Source organism: Pseudomonas sp. B21-031 (assembly GCF_024748985.1).
Classification (GTDB): Bacteria; Pseudomonadota; Gammaproteobacteria; order Pseudomonadales; family Pseudomonadaceae; genus Aquipseudomonas; species Aquipseudomonas kermanshahensis.
Genome location: NZ_CP087181.1, coordinates 285985 through 306834, shown reverse-complemented (window position 1 = coordinate 306834; position 20850 = coordinate 285985). Strand labels below are relative to the sequence as shown.

The 20850-nt window shown below is 63.4% G+C and carries 17 protein-coding genes; 11 read left to right on the top strand and 6 right to left on the bottom strand.

What is annotated here, in order from left to right:
* Window positions 1–50 precede the first annotated feature (50 nt).
* Window positions 51–2348, bottom strand: coding sequence for a TonB-dependent siderophore receptor (locus LOY53_RS01345; RefSeq protein ID WP_099428087.1), 2298 nt, complete (start codon window positions 2346–2348; stop codon window positions 51–53).
* A 140-nt stretch (window positions 2349–2488) separates the two neighbouring features.
* Here LOY53_RS01345 and LOY53_RS01340 point away from each other — a divergent pair, with 140 nt between their 5' ends.
* The 3 genes from LOY53_RS01340 to LOY53_RS01330 all read left to right on the top strand — a co-directional run bounded on the left by LOY53_RS01340 (window position 2489) and on the right by LOY53_RS01330 (window position 6371).
* Window positions 2489–3208: a response regulator gene (locus LOY53_RS01340; RefSeq protein WP_027595215.1), complete on the top strand. Its 720-nt coding sequence runs from the start codon at window positions 2489–2491 to the stop codon at window positions 3206–3208.
* 1 nt (window position 3209) lies between these two features.
* On the top strand, window positions 3210–4577 hold the full coding sequence (locus LOY53_RS01335) for an ATP-binding protein (protein WP_252826433.1): 1368 nt from the start codon (window positions 3210–3212) through the stop codon (window positions 4575–4577).
* A 123-nt stretch (window positions 4578–4700) separates the two neighbouring features.
* Entirely contained in the window at window positions 4701–6371 is a 1671-nt protein-coding gene (locus LOY53_RS01330) for an FMN-binding glutamate synthase family protein (protein ID WP_258703507.1), read from the top strand.
* Between the two features lie 136 nt (window positions 6372–6507).
* Here LOY53_RS01330 and LOY53_RS01325 read toward each other — a convergent pair whose 3' ends face one another.
* Complete coding sequence (locus LOY53_RS01325; RefSeq protein WP_027595212.1) at window positions 6508–7827, bottom strand: OprD family porin; 1320 nt, start codon at window positions 7825–7827, stop codon at window positions 6508–6510.
* Window positions 7828–8296: 469 nt separating this feature from the next.
* On the opposite strand from LOY53_RS01325, the gene LOY53_RS01320 reads away from it, so the two are divergent.
* Window positions 8297–10381: a TonB-dependent siderophore receptor gene (locus tag LOY53_RS01320; protein WP_258703506.1), complete on the top strand. Its 2085-nt coding sequence runs from the start codon at window positions 8297–8299 to the stop codon at window positions 10379–10381.
* Window positions 10382–10498: 117 nt separating this feature from the next.
* Here LOY53_RS01320 and LOY53_RS01315 read toward each other — a convergent pair whose 3' ends face one another.
* Window positions 10499–10696 carry a hypothetical protein gene (locus LOY53_RS01315; protein WP_027595210.1) on the bottom strand — a complete coding sequence of 66 codons (198 nt, stop codon included), beginning with the start codon at window positions 10694–10696 and terminating at the stop codon, window positions 10499–10501.
* A gap of 196 nt (window positions 10697–10892) precedes the next feature.
* Window positions 10893–11999 carry an agmatine deiminase gene (gene aguA, locus LOY53_RS01310; protein WP_252826429.1) on the bottom strand — a complete coding sequence of 369 codons (1107 nt, stop codon included), beginning with the start codon at window positions 11997–11999 and terminating at the stop codon, window positions 10893–10895.
* 266 nt (window positions 12000–12265) lie between these two features.
* Between aguA and rfbB the strand changes: the two genes are divergently transcribed.
* Genes rfbB through LOY53_RS01275 form a run of 7 tightly spaced genes read left to right on the top strand, consistent with a single transcriptional unit; the run spans window position 12266 to window position 19330 of the window.
* A complete protein-coding gene (rfbB, locus tag LOY53_RS01305; RefSeq protein ID WP_099452633.1) occupies window positions 12266–13348 on the top strand; it encodes a dTDP-glucose 4,6-dehydratase in 1083 nt (360 codons plus the stop codon).
* Window positions 13345–14220, top strand: coding sequence for a glucose-1-phosphate thymidylyltransferase RfbA (gene rfbA, locus LOY53_RS01300; protein WP_252826428.1), 876 nt, complete (start codon window positions 13345–13347; stop codon window positions 14218–14220). Before rfbB ends, rfbA begins: the two co-directional genes overlap by 4 nt.
* Window positions 14217–14762 carry a dTDP-4-dehydrorhamnose 3,5-epimerase gene (gene rfbC, locus LOY53_RS01295; protein ID WP_027595206.1) on the top strand — a complete coding sequence of 182 codons (546 nt, stop codon included), beginning with the start codon at window positions 14217–14219 and terminating at the stop codon, window positions 14760–14762. The genes rfbA and rfbC overlap by 4 nt, the downstream gene beginning before the upstream one ends.
* On the top strand, window positions 14681–15619 hold the full coding sequence (rfbD, locus tag LOY53_RS01290) for a dTDP-4-dehydrorhamnose reductase (protein ID WP_408981364.1): 939 nt from the start codon (window positions 14681–14683) through the stop codon (window positions 15617–15619). The genes rfbC and rfbD overlap by 82 nt, the downstream gene beginning before the upstream one ends.
* Before the next feature lie 38 nt (window positions 15620–15657).
* Complete coding sequence (locus LOY53_RS01285) at window positions 15658–17472, top strand: ATP-binding protein (protein WP_027595204.1); 1815 nt, start codon at window positions 15658–15660, stop codon at window positions 17470–17472.
* Window positions 17469–18878 (top strand): sigma-54 dependent transcriptional regulator, encoded by a 1410-nt coding sequence (locus tag LOY53_RS01280; protein ID WP_252826427.1) that lies wholly within the window; start codon window positions 17469–17471, stop codon window positions 18876–18878. The genes LOY53_RS01285 and LOY53_RS01280 overlap by 4 nt, the downstream gene beginning before the upstream one ends.
* Window positions 18875–19330, top strand: coding sequence for a YiiD C-terminal domain-containing protein (locus LOY53_RS01275; RefSeq protein ID WP_252826426.1), 456 nt, complete (start codon window positions 18875–18877; stop codon window positions 19328–19330). The genes LOY53_RS01280 and LOY53_RS01275 overlap by 4 nt, the downstream gene beginning before the upstream one ends.
* Window positions 19331–19426: 96 nt before the next feature.
* Here LOY53_RS01275 and cysQ read toward each other — a convergent pair whose 3' ends face one another.
* Entirely contained in the window at window positions 19427–20254 is an 828-nt protein-coding gene (cysQ, locus tag LOY53_RS01270) for a 3'(2'),5'-bisphosphate nucleotidase CysQ (protein ID WP_258703505.1), read from the bottom strand.
* Window positions 20251–20817 carry an ADP compounds hydrolase NudE gene (gene nudE, locus LOY53_RS01265; protein WP_027595200.1) on the bottom strand — a complete coding sequence of 189 codons (567 nt, stop codon included), beginning with the start codon at window positions 20815–20817 and terminating at the stop codon, window positions 20251–20253. The genes cysQ and nudE overlap by 4 nt, the downstream gene beginning before the upstream one ends.
* Window positions 20818–20850 lie beyond the last annotated feature (33 nt).

Here is a 20850-nt window from a genome sequence, read left to right as displayed (position 1 = left end):
CCGCTTTGCGGCCCATTCGCAGCACAAGGCTGCTCCTACAGGGGTGGGCGTCAGAATGACGTGCTGAGCGTCAGCGACAGATTGCGGGGGTCACCATAGATTGCCCCGGCATAGAAGCCGTAGCGGGTGTAGTAGTGCTTGTCGAACAGGTTATTGGCATTGAGGCTAACGCTGGTCTCGTCCGTCAGCTGGTACTTGGCCATGGCATTCCAGATCGCATACCCCGACCAGTTGACGTCGGTCGAGCCTGCGCTTACGCCATTGGTGGGCTGGCCTGCGGGGCTGGACACCGCACGGATGTTGCTCTGCGCGGTAACCCCTGCGCCAAGCGTCAGGCGGTCCAGTGGGCCGGAGAGGCGGTAGGTGGTGGAGGCCTTGAACAGGTGTGATGGGTCGCTGCGGCCGTCGCTGTCGATGCGGCGGAAGTGCAGGTAGGTGTAGCCGGCGTAGACGTTCCAGCTGGGGGTCAGTGCGCCGGCGATTTCCAGGTCGATGCCGTCGGTTTCCTGGCCGGAACCGGCCTTGTAGGCGTCGTTGCCGGTGGGGGTGGTCAGGTCGCCGTCCAACACGGCTTTGTTTTCCTGCTTGGTGCGGAAGTACGCGGCCGAGGCATTCAGGCGGCCATCGAACCACTCGCCTTTGATGCCGGTTTCGTAGCTTTGGCCGCGAATGGGTTCGACTTTGCTGCCGCTGCTGGTCTCGGCGGTTTGTGGGGTGAAGATGTCGGTGTAGCTGGCGTACAGCGAGTAGGTGTCGTTGAGGTCGTAAATTGCCCCCAGGTAGGGGGTGACGATGCCGTTTTCTTCCTGGCTGGTGCGCACGCCGGCGTTGCTGCGGGTAATGGCCGAGTAGTTGCTGGTACGCACGCCGACGATTACCGACAGTGGGTCGGTGATGCTCAGGCGGGTCGCTGCGTACATGCCTTGCAGGCGGGTGGTGGTCTTGCTGTGGCGGCCGGTGCGCGAGGCGAGCATGTCGTAATCGTCATCCACGCCATTGCGCCAGTCGGTCAGCGGGAAGCCGTTGTTGGCGCGGAACTGGCAACCCAGGGCAGCGGCGCTGACTTGGCTGTCGCTGACCATGTTGCAGGTGTATTCCGGCGACCAGGCGACGGTGCGGCTGTCGTTGTAGCCGACCATCGCTTGGTGTGTGCGGCCAAACAGCTGGAACGGGCCGGACAAGTCGATTTGCGCGGACTGCTGGGTGGTGTCGCTGGAGCTGTGCAGGCCGTTGAGCACGGCGCCGCTGCCGTCCTGGTCCCAGTAGCCGCCAAAACTGCCGCGCCCGGCCGAGTTGACCTTGGCCAGGCCGCGGTGGTTGAGGGCTTCCGCGGTGCTTTGCGCAGCCTTGAGGTTCAGCGACCAGTCGTTGTCGAAGCGGTGTTCGAGGGAGCCGAAGGCCGTGCGGGTGGTGTACTCGCCAAAGCTCCAACTCGGCACTACGTTGGTGCTGCGCGGCAGGTCGGTCTTGCTGCCGTCGCCGTACCAGATCGGGATATTCGCGCCCCAGCCGCCGCCAACGACTTTGTTGTATTCGTACTGGTAACCGGCGCCCAGGGTGGTGGCGTCGTCGAGGTCGAATTCGAAGTTGGCCAGCGCGGCGCGGGAGCGTTCGGACTGGTTGTCGCGGAACGAGTTGGCGTCCTGCTGGGTCATCACGAAGCGCGAACGCAGGCGGCCGTCTTCGGACAGCGGCAGGTTCAGGTCGGCGCCCAGGCGGCGTTTGTCCCAGCTGCCGTAGGTGGCGTAGGCGCTGCCGCCGAAGGTTTTGGTCGGGGCCTTGCGGATCAGGTTGACGGTGGCCGACGGGTCGCCGGTGCCGCCGAGCAGGCCGTTGGCGCCACGGACGATATCGATGCGCTCGTACAGGTCCATGTTCAGCGCATTACCCCCGCCGCTGAAATCGGAGCCACCCTGGAACTGCAGGCCATCGACCTTCCAGTTGGTGATGGAATAACCGCGGGCGCGGTAGTCGGTGCGGCCGCCCACTTCGGCCTTGCTCGCGGTCACGCCTGGCGTGGTTTCCAGCGCCTGCTCGATGGTGTGGATGGCGCGGTCGTCCATCTGCTGGCGGGTAATGGTGGTCACCGACTGCGGTGTTTGGCGCGGCGTCAGCTTGAGGCCGGTTGAACTGCGGCTGCTCTCGACCGTGTACCCTAGCTGGCCGGTTTCATCGGCAGGCACCAGCGCGCTGTCTTCGATCTGCGTGGCATCCAGCTCCAGGGGCTGGCTGTCAGCCGCCATCGCTGCGCCGCTGATGGCCACGGCAATGAAGAAGGCCAGCGGGTTGAGGCGACTTCCGCCTCGGCTGATGGGAGAGAAGTCGTTCATGATGCTCCGAGGTTTCATTTGGGAAGGCTTCGTATTCGCAGATGATTTTTTGTTACGATTCTAGGGATCCGCCCTTGAGGCTCCAGACCCGGCTTGTACGGGCTTGTAATCGAACGTAACGAGCGCCACCGGCCCTCATCGAACAGGTGTTTTTTGAAATGAGCACGACCCTGCTGGTTGTCGACGATGACGACGAGATCCGCGAACTTCTCTGCGATTACCTGACCGATGCCGGCTATACCGTGCTAGCGGCCGCTGACGGCGACGGGATGCGCCAGCAACTGGCGCTGCATAAAGTCGAGCTGGTGGTGCTGGACTTGATGCTGCCCGGCGAAGATGGCTTGAGCCTGTGCCGCCAGTTGCAATCGACGCCCGGGTTGGCGGTGATCATGTTGTCGGCCAAAGGCAGCACGTTGGACCGCATCATTGGCCTGGAAGTGGGCGCGGACGATTACCTGGCCAAACCCTTCGAGCCACGCGAGCTGATTGCTCGGATAAAAGCGGTATTGCGCCGCCCGCAGCGCCTGGATACGCCGGTTGCAAAGCCTGCGGTGGAAGCGCAGCAGTTCGCCGGGTTTCGCCTCGACCACGTCAAACGCCTGCTCACCCGCCCTGACGGCGAAACGCTGACCCTGCCCCGCTCCGACCACCGCGTATTGCGCGAGCTGCTGGAGGCCAACAACCGCGTGGTATCCCGCGATCAGCTGACCCGCAGTGCGTTCGGCCGCGACCACCTGCCAGACGACCGCTCGGTGGACATGTGCGTCAGCCGCCTGCGCCAGCAATTGCGGCGCGCGCCAGGCGGCGCTGCGCAGATCCTCACCATCCGCAACGAAGGCTACTTGCTGAGCCTTGCGCGCAGCGAGGCTGATGCCTGACATGCGCTGGCTTCGCCGGCTGTGGCCGCGCACGCTGTTTGGCCAACTGCTGTTGATCATGGTCAGTGGCACCGTGGTGATCCAGTTGATGTCGAGCAGCATCTGGTTCGATGTGCGTTTCGCCCAGGTGCTTGAAGCCCCTGTTCGGCTGATCGCCGCCCGCAGCGCGCCACTGATCGCCAGTGCCAATTGCCATGGCAGCCCGTTGCCGGCACCCGCGCATTATCAGCTGCGCTGTGCCGAAAACCTGCCTGCGGCGGAGCACGATGAACGCAGAGGGCGCAAGCGTATCGAGCTGCTGCTGCAGCAGGCCCTCAAGTACGAACTGGGCCATACCCAGGAGGTGCGCCTGCTGAAAGTGCACCTGACCGACGAACTGGGCCAGCCGATTGTCTGGCGCAGCCTGTTCGGTTTGCGCACGGCGCAGGCACATATCGCGTTTGCCGTGCCGCTGGCCGATGGGCATTGGCTGACCATCGATGGCCAGGAGCTGCAGGGCTGGAGCGGCGAGTCCGCCTGGGTGTTGATCAGCGATTACCTGCTGCGGGTGTATGCCCTGCGCATCGTCGCCGTGCTGCTGGTGTGCCTGGTGGCGGTGCGCCTGTGCCTGCGCCCATTGCGGCGCCTGGCGGATGCCGCGCGCGGCCTGGGCAGCAACCTGGAACAGCCGCCCTTGGCGCTGGACGGGCCGGAAGAAGTGCGCCAGGCCGCCCAGGCCTTCAACGCCATGCAGCAGCGGTTGATTGCGATGGTCAACGACAAGGCCTACTTCCTGGCTGCCGTGTCCCACGACCTGCGCACCCCGCTGACCCGCATGCGCCTGCGCCTGGAGCGCTTGCCGGACGACGAGCATCGCCAGCGCCTGCGGCAGAACATCACGCAGATGGACGACATGATTGGCCAAGTGCTCGATTACCTGCGGGCCGGGGAGCAGCAGAACCTGCAACAGGTGGACCTGGACCGGCTGGTGGCGCGGCAGTGTGCCGACTTGTCCACAGCCAGCGAGCCACTGCCGGTTCATGGCCAGGGTGGCAGCTTGCGGGTTGATGCGCTGCTGCTGCAGCGTTGCCTGCAGAATTTACTGGTCAATGCCTTGCGCTATGGCAAGGAGGTTTCGGTCACGCTGGAGCGCGCGACCACGGGGGTTTATATCCATGTCGATGACCGAGGGCCGGGGATCGCGCCAGGCTTGCTGGCGACGGTTGCCGACCCGTTCGTGCGGGGTGAAGGGTCGCGTAACCAGGCGTCTGGCGGGTATGGCTTGGGGTTGAGTATTGCCCAGCGGATCGCGGCCAGTCATGGCGGCGAGTTGCTGTTGTGCAACCGCGACGGCGGTGGGCTGCGGGCCAGCGTGCTGTTACCTCGATAACCTGTCACCGCGCCTACAAAAAGCTGGGCACGGGATCAGGTAACAGTGTTTTACCGATTGCCCAGGTTTTCCGCAGCCCACCATTGCCTATCCTAGGTGGGTCATCCTGCCTGCGATGGACCCATGAAACACTCACTGCCCAGCCGCTACGCCTGCCTTTTCATCTGCCTGTCGTTCACCTGTGCCAGCCTCCCATTACTGCCCCAACATGCCTGGCTCTGGCCATTCACACTGATCACCACCCTGCTCAGCCTGGTCGGCCTCAATGACCTGCGCCAGAGCCACCACGCGGTGCGGCGCAACTACCCGATCCTGGGCAACATCCGTTACCTGATCGAAACCATCCGCCCAGAAATCCGCCAATACCTGATCGAAGGTGACGACGACAAGCTGCCGTTCTCACGCTCCCAGCGTTCCCTGGTGTATGCACGGGCGAAGAACGAGAGCGCCGAAAAAGCCTTCGGCACGCTCAACGATGCCTACAAACCCGGCTTCGAATTCATCAGCCATTCGATGCTGCCGGTGGCCACGCCCGACCCCGCCTCGTTTCGCATCGCCATTGGCGGGCCGCAGTGCCGGCAACCTTACTCGGCATCGATCTTCAACATCTCGGCCATGAGTTTCGGCGCCCTCAGCGCCAACGCCATCGCGGCGCTCAACCAGGGTGCACGGCTGGGGCGCTTTGCCCATGACACCGGTGAGGGCAGCATCAGCCCCTACCACCGCGAACATGGCGGCGACCTGATCTGGGAGATCGGCAGCGGTTACTTTGGCTGCCGCACCGAAGAAGGCCGTTTCGACCCACAACGCTTCGCCGAGCAAGCCCGCTCGCCGCAAGTGAAGATGATCGAGATCAAGCTCAGCCAAGGCGCCAAGCCTGGCCACGGCGGCATCCTCCCAGGGCACAAAGTCAGCCCGGAAATCGCCGCCACCCGTGGCGTGCGTGAGGGCGAAGACTGCATTTCGCCGGCCGCCCATAGCGCGTTCCGCACGCCGGTCGAACTGCTGCGGTTCGTTGCCAGCCTGCGCGAACTGTCGGGCGGCAAGCCGGTGGGTTTCAAGTTCTGCCTGGGCCACCCGTGGGAGTTCATGGGCATTGCCAAAGCGATGCTGGCCACGGGGATCACCCCCGACTTCATCGTCGTCGACGGCAAGGAAGGCGGCACCGGCGCGGCGCCACGCGAGTTCAGTGACAACATGGGCGTGCCCATGCGCGAAGGCTTGATGTTCGTGCACAACACCTTGGTCGGCCTGAATTTGCGCTCGAGCATCCGCATTGGCGCGGCGGGCAAGATCGTCAGCGCCTTCGACATCGCCAGTGTGCTGGCCATTGGTGCCGACTGGGTGAATTCGGCGCGCGGCTTCATGTTCGCCATTGGCTGCATTCAGTCGCAGAGCTGCCACACCAACAAATGCCCGACCGGGGTCGCCACCCAAGACCCGCTACGCCAGCGTGCGCTGGTGGTACCGGACAAGGCACAGCGGGTGGCGAGCTTCCACCGCAATACCCTGCATACATTGGCTGAGATGCTTGCGGCGGCGGGCCTGGAGCACCCGTCGGAGCTCAAGCCCAAGCACTTGGCACGGCGTGTCAGCGCCAGCGAGATCGGCTTGTTTTCAGACCTGCATACGTTCCTCAAGCCTGGCGAATTGCTCAGTGGCTCGATTGAAAGCGAGTTTTATGCGCGGATGTGGCGGATGGCGCGCAGCGACAGTTTTGCGCCGGAGACTGGGGAGAGGGTGCTGGTAGCGAAGGCAACTGGCAGGCGCCGTGAGGAAAGCGTCCCAGCTTGATGAGCTGGGGCCGCTTTGCGGCCCTTCGCAGCGCAAGGCTGCTCCTACAACAGGGGCAGCGAGCGCGATGTCCATGTATTTGTAGGAGCAGCCTTGCGCTGCGAAAGGGCTGCAAAGCAGCCCCGACGCCATCCGATCAGAAGATGCTGATCGGGTACTCAACGAATACGCGGACTTCGTTACCGTCGTCGTTGTAGCCGTTCTGCTGTACGGCATTGTTGGTGCGTACGAACGAGCTGCGCAGCTTGACCGACAGGTCTTTGGCCGGGCCGTCTTGAACCACGTAACGGATCTGGTTGAAGATTTCGCGCTCTTTACCTTCACCGAAACCTTGCGGGTTGGCGACGTTGCGGGTGTTGATGTTGTCACCCACTACGTAGGCCAGCTTGTAGGTCAGGCCCGGTACGCCGTAGGCGCCGAAGTCCAGGCCGTAGCCCAGCTGCCAGGAACGCTCGTCTTCGGCGTTGAAGTCAGACCAGTACGAGTTGGCCAGGTAGATGGTCGAACCACCGTCACCCACGCCGCCGGCGTTCTGGTAGAAGCCGTAGTTGTAACCGGTGCTGCCAGTGCTGCGCTGGTGCGCGATGGTGAACGAGTGCGCACCGTAGGCGTAGGTCGCTGCAAGGCTCCAGATGGTGTTGGAGTCACCATTGAGCTCGGCCGCTTTGACGAACTTGTTGTTGATGTCCGACTTGTAGCCGTTGAAGTCCAAGGTCAGGGACTGGTCGCTGGCGATCGGGAAGACATAGTTCATGCCCAGGTAGTGCTTCTGCATCACGTCTTCGTTGTCTGCGGTGTACAGCGAAGCAGTGAAGTTGTCGGTGAACTTGTAGCTACCACCGAAGACGTTGATCGACTTCAGGCCACCACCGTCACGACGCTCGGCACTTTTGCGCGCTTCTTGGGTGAAGCGGCCGGCGTTCAGTTCCAGGCCCTGGATTTCTTTGGAAGTGATCAGGGTACCGGTGAAGCTTTCTGGCAGCAGACGGGCGTCGTCGTACTGCAGCACAGGCAGTGCTGGCATCTGGTCACCGTACTTGAGCACGGTGTTGGAGATGCGGAATTTCACGGCTGCGCCGCCACGGGCCAGGTTGTGTGGCGAGCTGGCGTTGCCGTCGGCGTTCTTGGTGTCGTGCGGTTTGAAGAAGTCGACGCCGCCGCCACCGTTGTGGCCTTTGCCGCCGTCCAGACGCAGGGCGTACAGGCCGAATGCGTCGACACCGACACCGACGGTGCCCTGGGTGAAACCGGAGGAGAAGTTGGCGATGACGCCTTGGCCCCATTCGATCTGATCATCGGTACCGTGCTTCTTGTCACGGTTGATGTAGGCGTTGCGCAGCAGAACGTTGGCGTGGCTGTCTTCGATGAAGCCCTTGCTGTCGGCCTGCTCATTGGCCTGGGCCTGGGTCGCGGCGATCATTGCCAGTGCGACCAGGCTGATCCTGGTTTTCAACATGTTGTTTTCCTTATTTCTTAATCAAAAACGCTTCGCAATATGACGCCAGGAACCAACGCCCCTTCGTAGGTTCGACGCTATGCGGATCCAGACTGAAAGGCTTGCCGGCAATCGCACGGTGGCCTTTTACAGCAGCATGGCCATGTCATGGCCAGCAGGCGTTGGCCGAATCCTAGCGGTGTGCGATTACAAATGTCAAAAAATCGTGAAATGCAGGTTGATATAACCAAAATCACCCAGGCGGCTGGTGCATTTCCATGCCTGTTGGCGCTATCAGTGGGCATTTTTTCTTCTGTCAGAAATGTCGCTTTGACCAACCCGGCAGCTTTCACGGGCGCGGAGCATACAACAGCGGCGGTTACAAAGTGATACATATGTAAAGACAACCCTTTACAGATACCCAAGCAACAGTAAATAGCAAGCATTACCATTCGCACCCTTTCTCACCTGCCACGGTCCGGATGTCTCCATGCTTGTACCCTGCCGCCTCTCCCCGCTGACGCTTGGCCTGTCGCTGCTGTTCAGCGCCAGCCTGGCCACCGCTGCCACCACCACCCTGCCGGAAATGTCAGTGACTGCCGAAGGCGAGCGCGAGGAGGACAACCCGCGGGTCAAGGAAGTCAGTACCGCGACGCGCACCTCGACGCCCGTGCGCTACGTGCCCCAGGCCATCGACACGGTAAAGACCGCCAACGTGCTGGACTACGGCAACAACACCCTGGGCAAGGCACTTGAGGGCATCCCCAACGTCAGCAGCGGCGCCGACACCCGCTTCGACAGCGTGCGCATTCGCGGCTTCGAGGCCAGCAACGACTTCTACCTGGACGGCATTCGCGACGACAGCCAGTACATCCGCGACCTCAACAACATCGAGCGGGTCGAGGTACTCAAAGGGCCGGCGGCGGTGTTGTATGGCCGCGGCAGCCAGGGTGGCATTGTCAACCGCGTCAGCAAGGCGCCGGAGCACGGCCGCCGTTCGAGCATCGAGGCGCAAGGCGGCAGCGAAGATTTGCGCAGCCTGTACGCCGACCTCAGCGCCGACCCCAGCGATACCATCAGCCTGCGCCTGAACCTGGGCAACCAAGACAACAACAGCTTCCGCGACGGCATCGATGGCAGCCGCCAGCTGTTCGCCCCGTCGATGAGCTGGCAGCTCTCGCCCGACCTGAACTGGCTGGTGCATTACGAATACAGCCGCTACAACCGCACACCAGACCGCGGTATCCCCGGGGTCAACGGCCGCCCGGCCGACGTCAGCCGCAGCACTACCTACAGCGATACCCAGCGCGACTACATCGATGACCGCGCCCAGTCGCTGCGCTCGCGGCTCAACTACCAGCTGAACGAAACCTGGCAACTGCGCCACACCCTCGGCCTGTTCAAGCTCGACAGCGAGTTCGACAACACCTACGCGACGGGCTACAACGCCAGCACCAACACCGTCACCCGCCAGCGCTGGCAGCAAGACCTGAACACCCGCAACCTGTTTAACAACCTCGAAGCCGAGGGCGACTTCACTACCGTGGGGCTGGAGCACAAGCTGTTGGTGGGCCTGGAGTTCGGCAGCCAACGGCGTGACCCGACCCTGTACACCGCTGCGCCTAATAGTGTGCCCAGCCTGGACGTCGGCAACCCCGACCGCAGCCGCCAGCACACGGGCCCAATGTTGCTGTCGAGCGACAACCACACCGTGGTCCAAAGCCGTGGCCTCTACCTGCAAGACCAGGTCCGCCTGAACGATCAATGGCAGGTGCTCGCTGGCGTTCGTTTCGACCAGTTCGAGGTAGAGACCACCAACAAGGACGGCCTGACCGAGCCGCAGGACAGCAACACCACCAGCCCGCGTCTGGGTGTGGTCTACACGCCGTGGCGCGACCATTCCTTCTATGCGTCGTGGAGCAAGACCTTCTCGCCAGTGGGCGGTGGCCTGATCGGCATCACCCCTGGCGCGCCGGGCAACACCAACGACACCGGGCCAGAGCTGACCCGGCAGAAGGAGATCGGGGTCAAGAGCGACTGGTTCGACCAACGCCTGACCACCACCCTCGCCGTGTATGAACTGGAGCTTTACAACCGCCGCACGCGTGACCCGGAGAACCCGGAAATCACCCTGCTCAGCGGCTTGCAACGCTCACGAGGCATCGAGCTGACCGCCACCGGCAATATCGTCGGCAACTGGTACGTGCGCGGGGGCATCGGCCTGCAGGATGCGACCATCGTCAAAGACAACAATAACCAGGAAGGCAACCGCATCAACGACGTGGCCAAGCGTAATGCCAGCCTGTTCGTGACCTGGAAACCGGAATTGGGCTGGTACGCCGAGACCGGCTTGACGTTGGTGGGTGAGCGTTATGCCGACAACCAGAACACCACGGTGTTGCCAGGCTACGGCCGCTGGGATGCGCTGGCCGGCTACCGCACCCACGACTGGGATGTGCGGGCGGCGTTGAACAACATTGCCGACAAGACCTACTACAGTTCGGCGACCAGTGCGGCGCAGATCCAGGTGGGCGACCCGCGGAGCCTGGTGGTGACGAGCACTTACCGCTTCTGATCTTTGTTGGCTGTACCGGCCTCTTCGCAGCACAAGGCTGCTCCTACAGGGATCACGCGCCACCTGTAGGAGCAGCCTTGTGCTGCGAAGGGGCCAGCACCGGTAAAACCGATGAGATCAGTGCCACACCGCCATCAGCGCCTGCATCTCTGCTTCACTGATCAGCCCTTGCGGGTATCGCCCGGCAAGCAGACGTCGTGGGTCGGTCGTCCTGACCTGGATGTTTCCATGGTGCTTCAACCACTGCGCCAACAGCTTGAGCGATGGGTGGTTAACGGCCGATGGGCACAAAGCCGACTCACTTGCTGCGTTCATTTCCACACGTACTCCTTTGCCCGTGAGCGGCTAATTTACGTAGGCATTGTTACAGATCAGAGAGCCCGACCCATTCGAGCTATCTAATTGAAAAACAATACAAAACGTATGCCACTCAGGCGGCCGGACGTCGCGTGGAAAGGTCGCCCGAAAAAAAAGGCCCGTCGTATGACGGGCCTCTTTATTCACGGTGGTCTCAGCGCTTGACCGGCGCCGGCTGCTGCTGGGTCAGGCAGTGGATATTGCCGCCCCCCAACAACAATTCACGGCCTGGAATCATCACCACTTCATGATCCGGGAAGCGCTCGGCCAGGATGGCTCTGGCCTGGGCATCGGCAGGGTCATCGAAGCTCGGCGCGATGATGCCGCCGTTGACGATCAGGAAGTTCACGTACGAGCCGGCCAGGCGCACCGACGGGTCGCGTTCCTGGCTACCGGCCACTTGGTCGACGCCAGCACACTCTTCAGCCGTGGCGTACAGCGGGCCCGGGATCGGCATCTTGTGCACCACGAACTCACGGCCTTTGGCGTCGCGGGTGTTTTTCAACACGTCCATCGCCGCGTGGCAGCGGGCGTAGTTGGGGTCGTTGGAATCATCGGTCCAAGCCAGTAACACTTCGCCTGGGCGCACGTAACAGCAGAAGTTGTCGACGTGGCCGTCGGTCTCGTCGTTGTACAGGCCGTCCGGCAGCCAGACGACGGTATCGACTGCCAACTGCTCACGCAGGACCGCTTCGATTTCCTCACGACCCAGGTGCGGGTTGCGGTTACGGTTGAGCAGGCATTCTTCGGTAGTGATCACCGTGCCCTCGCCGTCCACATGGATCGAACCACCTTCCAACACGAAGCCCTCGGTCTGGTAGCGCTGGCAGCGCTCCATTTCCAGGACCTTGGCGGCCAGTTCCTCGTCACGGTTCCAGGGTGCGTAAAGCCCGCCATCGAAGCCGCCCCAGGCATTGAAGCCCCAGTCCACGCCGCGCACTTCGCCGTGGTCGTTGATGACGAAGGTCGGGCCGGTGTCGCGCACCCAGGCGTCGTCATTGCTGATTTCCACGACGCGGATGTTCGGCAGGTCGAGCTGACGGCGTGCGTTCTCGTACTGGCCAGCAGAAACACCCACGGTCACTGGCTCGAAGCGGGCGATAGCCTTGGCCAATGTCACATGCGCGGCCTGTGCCGGTTTACCACCCAGGCGCCAGTTGTCCGAACGCTCCGGCCAGACCATCCAGACCTGGGTCTGCGGCGCCCATTCAGCGGGCATGTGGAAGCCGTCGGCACGGGGGGTAGAATTGAGGGTTTTCATGGTTAACCTCTGCGTAGGCCCTGAGCCGATGTGCGCTGGGGCGTTGGTCGATAGGGGTAGGAGCAACGATGGCAAATTTATAACCGATATATATCGGCTTTAAAAGCAAAAACAGCCGACTGGCAAAGCCTTATCGCTTATTAAATCGATATCCATCGGCATATCCACCATAATCACGCTCAAACCCATGATATTTGTCTGCCACCACCCTAGCCGACGAGCTAGGCTGCATGCCATAGAACTTGGTTTTCCAGAGGCGACTTGAGATGCGCATACTCGTCACAGGCGGCGCCGGCTTCATTGGCTCGGCGCTGGTCCGGCACCTGATCGGCAACACCGAACACGAAGTGTTGAACCTCGACAAGCTGACCTACGCCGGCAACCTCGAGTCGCTGCAAAGCATCGCCAACAATACCCGTTACGAATTCGTCCACGCCGATATCGCCGATGCGGCGACAGTCAGTGCCGTGCTCGAGCGCTTCCAGCCCGACGCGATCATGCACCTGGCTGCCGAGTCCCATGTGGACCGTTCGATCGACGGCCCGGCAGCGTTCATCCAGACCAATATCGTCGGCACCTACGCCCTGCTCGAAGCCACCCGTGCCTGGTGGAGCCGCCTGCCTGCCGAGCAGCGCCGTGCGTTCCGCTTTCACCATATCTCCACCGACGAAGTGTATGGCGACCTGCATGGCGCCAACGACCTGTTCCACGAGACCACGCCGTATGCGCCCAGCTCCCCCTATTCGGCGAGCAAGGCCGCCTCCGACCACCTGGTACGCGCCTGGCACCGCACGTATGGCCTGCCGGTACTGATCACCAACTGCTCGAACAACTACGGCCCGTACCATTTCCCTGAAAAGCTGATCCCGCTGATGATCCTCAATGCCCTGGCCGGCAAGCCACTGCCGGTGTACGGCAATGGCCAGCAGGTGCGCGACTGGCTGTTTGTCGAAGACCACGCCCGGGCGTTGCTCGAGGTGGTGAGCCGCGGCGAGGTCGGCGAAACCTACAATATCGGCGGCCACAACGAGCAGAAGAACCTCGACGTGGTTCACGCCATCTGTGCCCTGCTCGACGAGCTGGCGCCACAGCACCCTGAAGGCGTCGCCCGTTATGCAGACCTGATCACCTACGTTCAAGACCGCCCCGGCCATGACCTGCGCTATGCCATCGATGCCAGCAAGATCGAGCGGGAGCTGGGCTGGGTACCGCAGGAAACCTTCGCCACCGGGCTGCGCAAGACCGTGCAGTGGTACTTGGATAACCTGCAGTGGTGCCGCCATGTCCAGGATGGCAGCTACCAGGGGGAACGCCTGGGCAATACCGACATCAAGGAGCTCATTGCATGACCAAGGGCATCGTCCTGGCCGGAGGATCCGGCACCCGCCTGCACCCCATCACCCTCGGGGTATCCAAGCAACTGCTGCCAATTTATGACAAGCCGATGATCTACTACCCGATCTCGGTGCTGATGCTTGCCGATATCCGCGACATCCTGCTGATCTCCACGCCCCAGGACCTGCCTCAGTATCGCCAGCTGTTCGGCGATGGCAGCCAGTTCGGCATTCGCATCAGCTATGCCGAGCAACCATCACCCGACGGCCTGGCCCAGGCGTTCCTGATCGGTGAGCAGTTTATCGGTGACGACTCGGTCTGCCTCATCCTCGGTGACAACATCTTCCACGGCCAGAGCTTCACCGAACAGTTGCAGCGCGCGGTCAGCCACCCCAGCGGCGCCACCGTGTTCGGCTATTGGGTCAAGGACCCGGAGCGCTTCGGTGTGGTCGAGTTCGACGAGCAGGGCAATGCGCTGTCCATCGAAGAGAAGCCACTCAAGCCCAAGTCCAGCTATGCCGTGACGGGCCTGTACTTCTACGACAACGACGTGGTCGAAATCGCCAAAGGCATTCGCCCCTCGGAGCGCGGCGAGCTTGAGATCACCGATGTCACCAATGCCTACCTCAAGCGTGGCGACTTGCGTGTGGAGCGCTTTGGCCGTGGCTTCGCCTGGCTCGACACCGGCACCCATGAGAGCCTGCTGGATGCCTCGCAATATGTGCAAACCATCGAGAATCGCCAGGGGCTGAAAGTGGCCTGCCTGGAAGAAATCGCCTTCAACAAGGGCTGGATCACCCGTGACCAGCTGCTGGCCAAGGCTGAAAAACTCAAGAAGACCGGTTACGGTCAGTACCTGGGCAAACTGGCAAACGAGTCTGCATGAACATCATCCCCACCGAGATCCCTGACGTACTGATCATCGAGCCAACGGTATACGGTGACAGCCGTGGCTTCTTCTTCGAAGCCTTCAATGCCCGCGAGTTCGCGAAGCACACCGGCGTCACCGTGGACTTCGTCCAGGACAACCACTCGCGCTCCGTCAAAGGCGTGTTGCGCGGCCTGCACTATCAGGTGGAAAACACCCAGGGCAAACTGGTGCGGGTGGTACAGGGTGAGATACGCGACATTGCCGTGGACGTGCGCAGAAGTTCGCCCACGTTCGGCAAATGGGTCGCGGTGCACCTGTCGGCCGATAATCATCGGCAACTGTGGATTCCACCGGGGTTCGCCCACGGCTTCTCGGTGGTCAGCGAATCGGCCGAGTTTCTCTACAAGACCACGGACTACTACAACCCTGGCGCAGACCGTTGCATCCGCTGGGATGACGCTGAGCTGGCCATCGACTGGCAACTCGCGGGGCCGCCGGTGCTGTCGGACAAAGACAAGGTCGGCGTACCGCTGAGCGAGGCGCAACTGCTGCCATGAAAATCGTCGTCTGCGGCCGTAATGGCCAGGTTGCCCAGGCGCTTCAGGCGCAGCTGGCCGGGCTTGGCGAGCTACACGTGCTTGGCCGCGAGCACCTCGACCTGGCACAGCCCGAGGCCCTGCGCGAGCCGCTGCGCCGGATCGCCCCCGACCTGATCATAAACGCGGCTGCCTACACGGCGGTGGACCAGGCCGAACAAGAGCCCGAGCTGGCCTTTGCAATCAATGCCCATGGCCCCCGCGTGCTCGCCGAAGAAGCAGCACGGCTGGGTGCGCCGCTCTTCCACTACTCCACCGACTACGTCTTCGACGGCAGCAAGGCCACGCCCTATACCGAACAAGACACGCCCAACCCCCTGGGGGTTTATGGCCACAGCAAACTGGCCGGCGAGCAGGCGATTACCGCGGTGGCCGGCCAGCACCTGATCCTGCGTACCAGCTGGGTCTATTCGTTGTATGGGCGCAACTTCCTGCTGACAATGCAGCGCCTGCTGCAGGAAAAGCCCCAACTGCGCGTGGTAAACGACCAGATTGGCGCGCCGACGTCTGCCGCTACCCTTGCCGCCAGCACCCGCACGCTGATCGAGCGCTGGCAAGCCGGGCAGGCTGGCGACTGGGGCACCTACCACCTCACTGCGCAAGGTGAGACCTCCTGGTTCGGTTTCGCCCAGGCGATCGCCGAGCAGTTGCAGGCGCAAGGGTTACCCTGTGCCGAACTGCAGCCGATCCCGTCCAGCGAATACCCTACACCCGCCCGCAGGCCACTCAATTCACGCTTGGACTGCTCACGCTTGGCCCAGCAATGGCACATCAGCCTGCCGCACTGGCAGCAGGCGCTGATCGACTGCCTCAAGTAGCGCATAATTGCGTCAGACTTTTCTGGCGCATTGACCTGATGATCGCGAAACCCACGCCCCCACGCCGTCCCCGCTGGCGCAGCCTGGCCCTGCTGGCCGTGTGCCTGATCCCACTGCTGTGGCCGCTGCATCATCTGGCCGAGCGCTATTACCAGGAAGAGCTGGCCTCGCAGAATCGCCAGACCCTCGACCTGTACGTCGCCAACCTGTTGGGCACCCTGCACCGCTACGAAACCCTGCCGCAAATCCTCGGCGACCTGCCGGCGCTGCGCGGCGTGCTGGCCGACCCGTTCCGCCTGGAAGCGGTAACCAACGCCAACCGCCTGCTCAAGGACATCGTCCAGCAGACCGGTGCCGAGGTCATGTACCTGATGGACGTCAGCGGCAATACCCTGGCCGCCTCCAACTGGGACAAGCACGACAGTTTCGTCGGTCGCAACTTCGCCTTCCGCCCCTACTTCAACGAAGCCATGGCCGGCCACCTAGGGCGCTTTTTTGGCCAGGGCACTACCTCGGCCAAGCGTGGCTACTTCTTCGCCGCCGCCGTGCGCGACCGCGAGCGGATCGTGGGCGTGCTGGTGGTCAAGGTCGACCTCGACCACACCGAAACCCTCTGGGGCCGTACCCCCGAGCAACTGTTGCTGACCGACCATAACGGCGTGGTCATCCTCACCTCTCGGCCGGACTGGCGTTTTCGCGCCACCCGCGCGCTGACCGAGGCCGAGCGCCAGGCGATCATCGCCATCCAGCCGTACCCGACCCAGGCCCCGCAACCCTTGGTGCTGAACCAGGACGCGTGGATCACCCAGACCCGCGACATCAAGGAAACCGGCTGGCAGGTCAGCATCCTCGCCCCGCGCATCCTGGTCGACCGCTCGGTGCAGACGGTGATGGCCATCGGCGCCGGCACGTTGCTGGTGCTGGTGCTGCTGGCCGGCCTGGTGATGCAGCGGCGCCGGCACTACATCGACCGCATCGACTTCGAGGCCCGTGGCCGTCAAGAGCTGGAAAAGCGCGTCGCCGAACGTACCGCTGACCTTGAAGGCCTCAACACCCGCCTCAAGAGCGCCGTGCTCGAACGTGAAAACGCCCAGCAGGAGGCCGTGCGGGCCCAGGACGAACTGGTCCAGGCCGGCAAGCTGTCGGTGCTGGGCACCATGTCGGCGAGCATCAGCCACGAGCTCAACCAGCCGCTGGCGGCCATCCGCAGCTACGCCGAAAACGCCGAGATCCTGCTCGACCACCAGCGCACCGAAGACGCCCGCGGCAACCTCAAGCTGATCGGTGAGCTGACCGGGCGCATGGCCTCGATCATCGCCCACCTGCGCGCCTTCGCCCGCCGCGACCGCCACGCCCCGGAAAGCGTGGCCCTGCAGCCGGCACTGGACGACGCCCTGGCGCTGCTGGCCAAGCGCCGCCGCGCGATGGCCGTCGAGCTGATCCGCGACCTGCCAGAGGCCACGTTGTGGGTGCAAGCCGGCGAAACCCGCCTGCGCCAAGTGCTGGGCAACCTGCTGGCCAACGCCCTCGATGCCCTGACCGAAAAGGCCAACCCACGCCGCCTCTGGCTGAGTGCCGAACAGCGCGATGGCTACGTCTATCTGTACATCCGCGACAATGGCCCGGGCTTCAGCCGCCAGGCACTGGAGCATGCCAAAGAGCCGTTTTTCACCACCAAGACCCGTACCCAGGGCCTTGGCCTGGGGCTGGCCATCTGCGAAAGCCTGATGCGCGCCCTGGGCGGCGAACTGCTGCTGGCCAACCACCCTGAAGGCGGTGCCCTGCTTACCCTGCAACTGCGCGTGGCGGCACCCGGCGCTACCCTGCCCAATTCGGAGGACCCCTCGGCATGAGCCCCGAGACACTGATCGACAGCCAAGCCCAGGTCATTCTGGTCGACGACGACCCGCACCTGCGCCAAGCCCTGAGCCAGACCCTGGACCTTGCCGGGCTCAAAGTGGTGGCGCTGGCCGATGCCCAAGGCCTGGCCGAGCGCATCGAAGCCGACTGGCCCGGTGTGGTGGTCAGCGACATCCGCATGCCGGGCATCGATGGCCTGCAACTGCTGGAGCAACTGCACGGCCGCGACAGCGAACTGCCCGTGCTGCTGATTACTGGCCACGGCGATGTGCCGCTGGCGGTACAGGCCATGCGTGCCGGCGCCTATGACTTTCTCGAAAAGCCGTTCGCCAGCGACGCCCTGCTCGACAGCGTGCGCCGCGCCCTGGCCCTGCGCCGCCTGGTGCTGGACAACCGCAGCCTGCGCCTGGCCTTGAGCGACCGTCAGCAACTGGCCACCCGCCTGGTGGGCCAGTCGCCGACGATGCTGCGCCTGCGTGAGCAGATCGGCGCCTTGGCCGGCACCCGTGCCGATGTGCTGATTTTGGGTGAAACTGGCGCCGGCAAAGAGGTGGTTGCCCGCGCCCTGCACGACCTTTCTAGCCGCCGCGACGGGCCCTTCGTGGCCATCAACGCCGGGGCATTGGCCGAATCGGTGGTCGAGAGCGAGCTGTTTGGCCACGAACCCGGCGCCTTCACCGGTGCGCAGAAGCGGCGTATCGGCAAGTTCGAATTCGCCAATGGCGGCACGCTGTTCCTCGATGAAATCGAAAGCATGAGCCTGGATGTGCAAGTAAAGTTGCTGCGCATGCTGCAGGAGCGGGTGGTCGAACGCCTGGGCGGCAACCAGCTGATCCCGCTGGATATCCGCATCATCGCCGCCACCAAGGAAGACCTGCGCCAGTCAGCCGACCAAGGGCGCTTCCGGGCCGACCTGTATTACCGCCTGAACGTGGCGCCGCTGCGCATCCCCCCGCTGCGCGAGCGTGGCGATGACATTTTGGTGTTGTTCCAGCACTTTGCCGACGCCGCCAGCCAGCGCCACGGCTTGCCGCCGCACACCCTGCAGCCGGCCCAGCGCGCCTTGCTGCTGCGCCACGACTGGCCGGGCAACGTGCGTGAGCTACAGAACGTCGCCGAGCGCTTCGCCCTTGGCCTGGAGCTTGCCCTCGACGGCCAGGCGCCGGCTGCGGCGACGCCCACGGCGCCAGTATTGACCGGCAACCTCAGCGAACAGGTCGAACAGTTCGAGCGCTCGCTGATCGCCGCCGAGCTTGCCCAGCCGCACAGCTCGATGCGCAGCCTGGCCGAAGCGCTGGGCATCCCCCGCAAGACCCTGCATGACAAGCTGCGCAAACACAGCCTCAATTTTGACGGCGGCAGTGGCGGGCACGACGACCAGGAGGACAACCGTCCATGAGCAGCGACAGCCAGTACCTGCAATCTGTACTGCACAGCGACATCCCTCTGACCCGCGAAATGGGCCTGGAGGTCATCGATTGGCAGCAGCACACCCTGCGCCTGCAACTGCCGCTGGCAGCCAACGTTAACCACAAGAGCACCATGTTCGGCGGCAGCCTGTACTGCGCCGCGGTGCTGGTGGGGTGGGGGTGGCTGCACCTGCGCTTGCGCGAGCTGGGCATTGATGACGGGCATATCGTCATTCAGGAAGGGCAGATCAGTTATCCGCTACCGGTCACCGGCGCGGCGGTGGCCCGCTGTGCGGCGCCGGATGAGAAGGCTTGGGAGCGCTTCGTGGCGATGTACCAGCGCCGCGGCCGGGCGCGTTTGACGCTGAAAACCACCGTCAGCAACGCTGGCAGTGACGAGCCTGCCGTGAAATTCAGCGGCCAGTACGTGCTGCACCGCTAGTGAGTCTGTAGGAGCAGCCTTGCGCTGCGAAAAGGCCCGTATCGACACCATCGCTATTGTTGCTTGAACGGGCCTCTTCGCAGCACAAGGCTGCTCCTACAATGCGCGCGCCAGTTCGATCAAGGCTTGGCGCCAGGCGGCTGCGCGGGGCAAGGCCAGGAAAAACGGATTGAGCAGGGCTTCACGCGCCGGGTAGGTGAACGGCTGGCCATCCAGCTCGATCACTTCGCCACCGGCCCCCTCCAATACGCCCTGTGCAGCGGCGGTATCCCACTGCGACGTCGGTGCCAGGCGCGGGTAGCAATCAGCGCTGCCTTCGGCCAGCAGGCAGAACTTCAGCGAGCTGCCGATATTGGCCAGGTCCAGCTCACCCACCGCCGCCCCTAACCCTGCCAACAGCGCCTCTTGCTCGGGGCTGGAATGGCGACGGCTGGCCACCACCGTGAAACGGCCTTCGGCAGGCGGTGCGTTACGCACCTGGATTGGCTGGGCAGCTTCCCCCGCCTCGGCACGCCACGCACCCAACTGGCGCCCACCCGAGTAGCAGCGCCCGTTGGTCGGCATCGAGACCACGCCAAACACCACCACGCCGTTTTCGATCAGGGCGATGTTGACCGTGAACTCTTCACTGCCCGCAATGAATTCCTTGGTGCCGTCCAGCGGGTCAACCAACCACCAGCGGCTCCAGCCCTGGCGCTCGGCCAGCGAAATGTTGCAGTCCTCCTCGGACAGCACCGGGATCTGCGGCGCCAGCGCCAGCAGGCCATCAGCGATGATGCGGTGGGCGGCCAGGTCGGCGGCGGTCACCGGGGAATCATCAGCCTTGTTGGTCACCGCCACGTCGGCCCGCCAGAACGGCAGAATCGCCTCGCCCGCCAGATGGGCCAGCTTGACCACTTCGTGCATCAGTTGCAGGTCGTTCATAGCTCCAGCAGCCCCCGCTGGATCAGCAGGTCGCGCGCCAGGTACAGCGCCGCCAAGGCACGGCCCTCGGTAAATTGCGGGTGCATGGCCAGCGCCGACAGCTCGCGCAGGTTGACCTTGTCTACGCCCATGGGCTCTGGTTCATCGCCCTCGAGGCGTTCCTCATACAGGTCGGTGGCCAGCACCACTTGAATCTTCTGGCTCATGTAGCCCGGCGACAGCGACAACTCGGTCAGGTGTTCCAGCTGCCGCGCACCAAAGCCGGCTTCTTCCTTGAGCTCGCGGTCCGCCGCCGCCAGCACGTCTTCGCCCGGCTCGATCAAGCCCTTGGGCAGCGACAGCTCATATTCGTCCGTGCCTCCGCAGTACTCCTCGACCAGCACGGCATGCTCGGCATCGAGCATGGCCACGATCATCACCGCCCCGTAACCATTGCCCCGGCCGACCAAGCGTTCATACGTGCGCTCGGCGCCGTTACTGAAGCGCAATTGCACGGCCTCGACGCGGAACAGGCGGCTGCTGGCGACGATTTCGCGGTTGAGGACGGTGGGTTTCTGGCGCATGGGGCAGCTCCTTGGCGTGAACGGGTTACTATA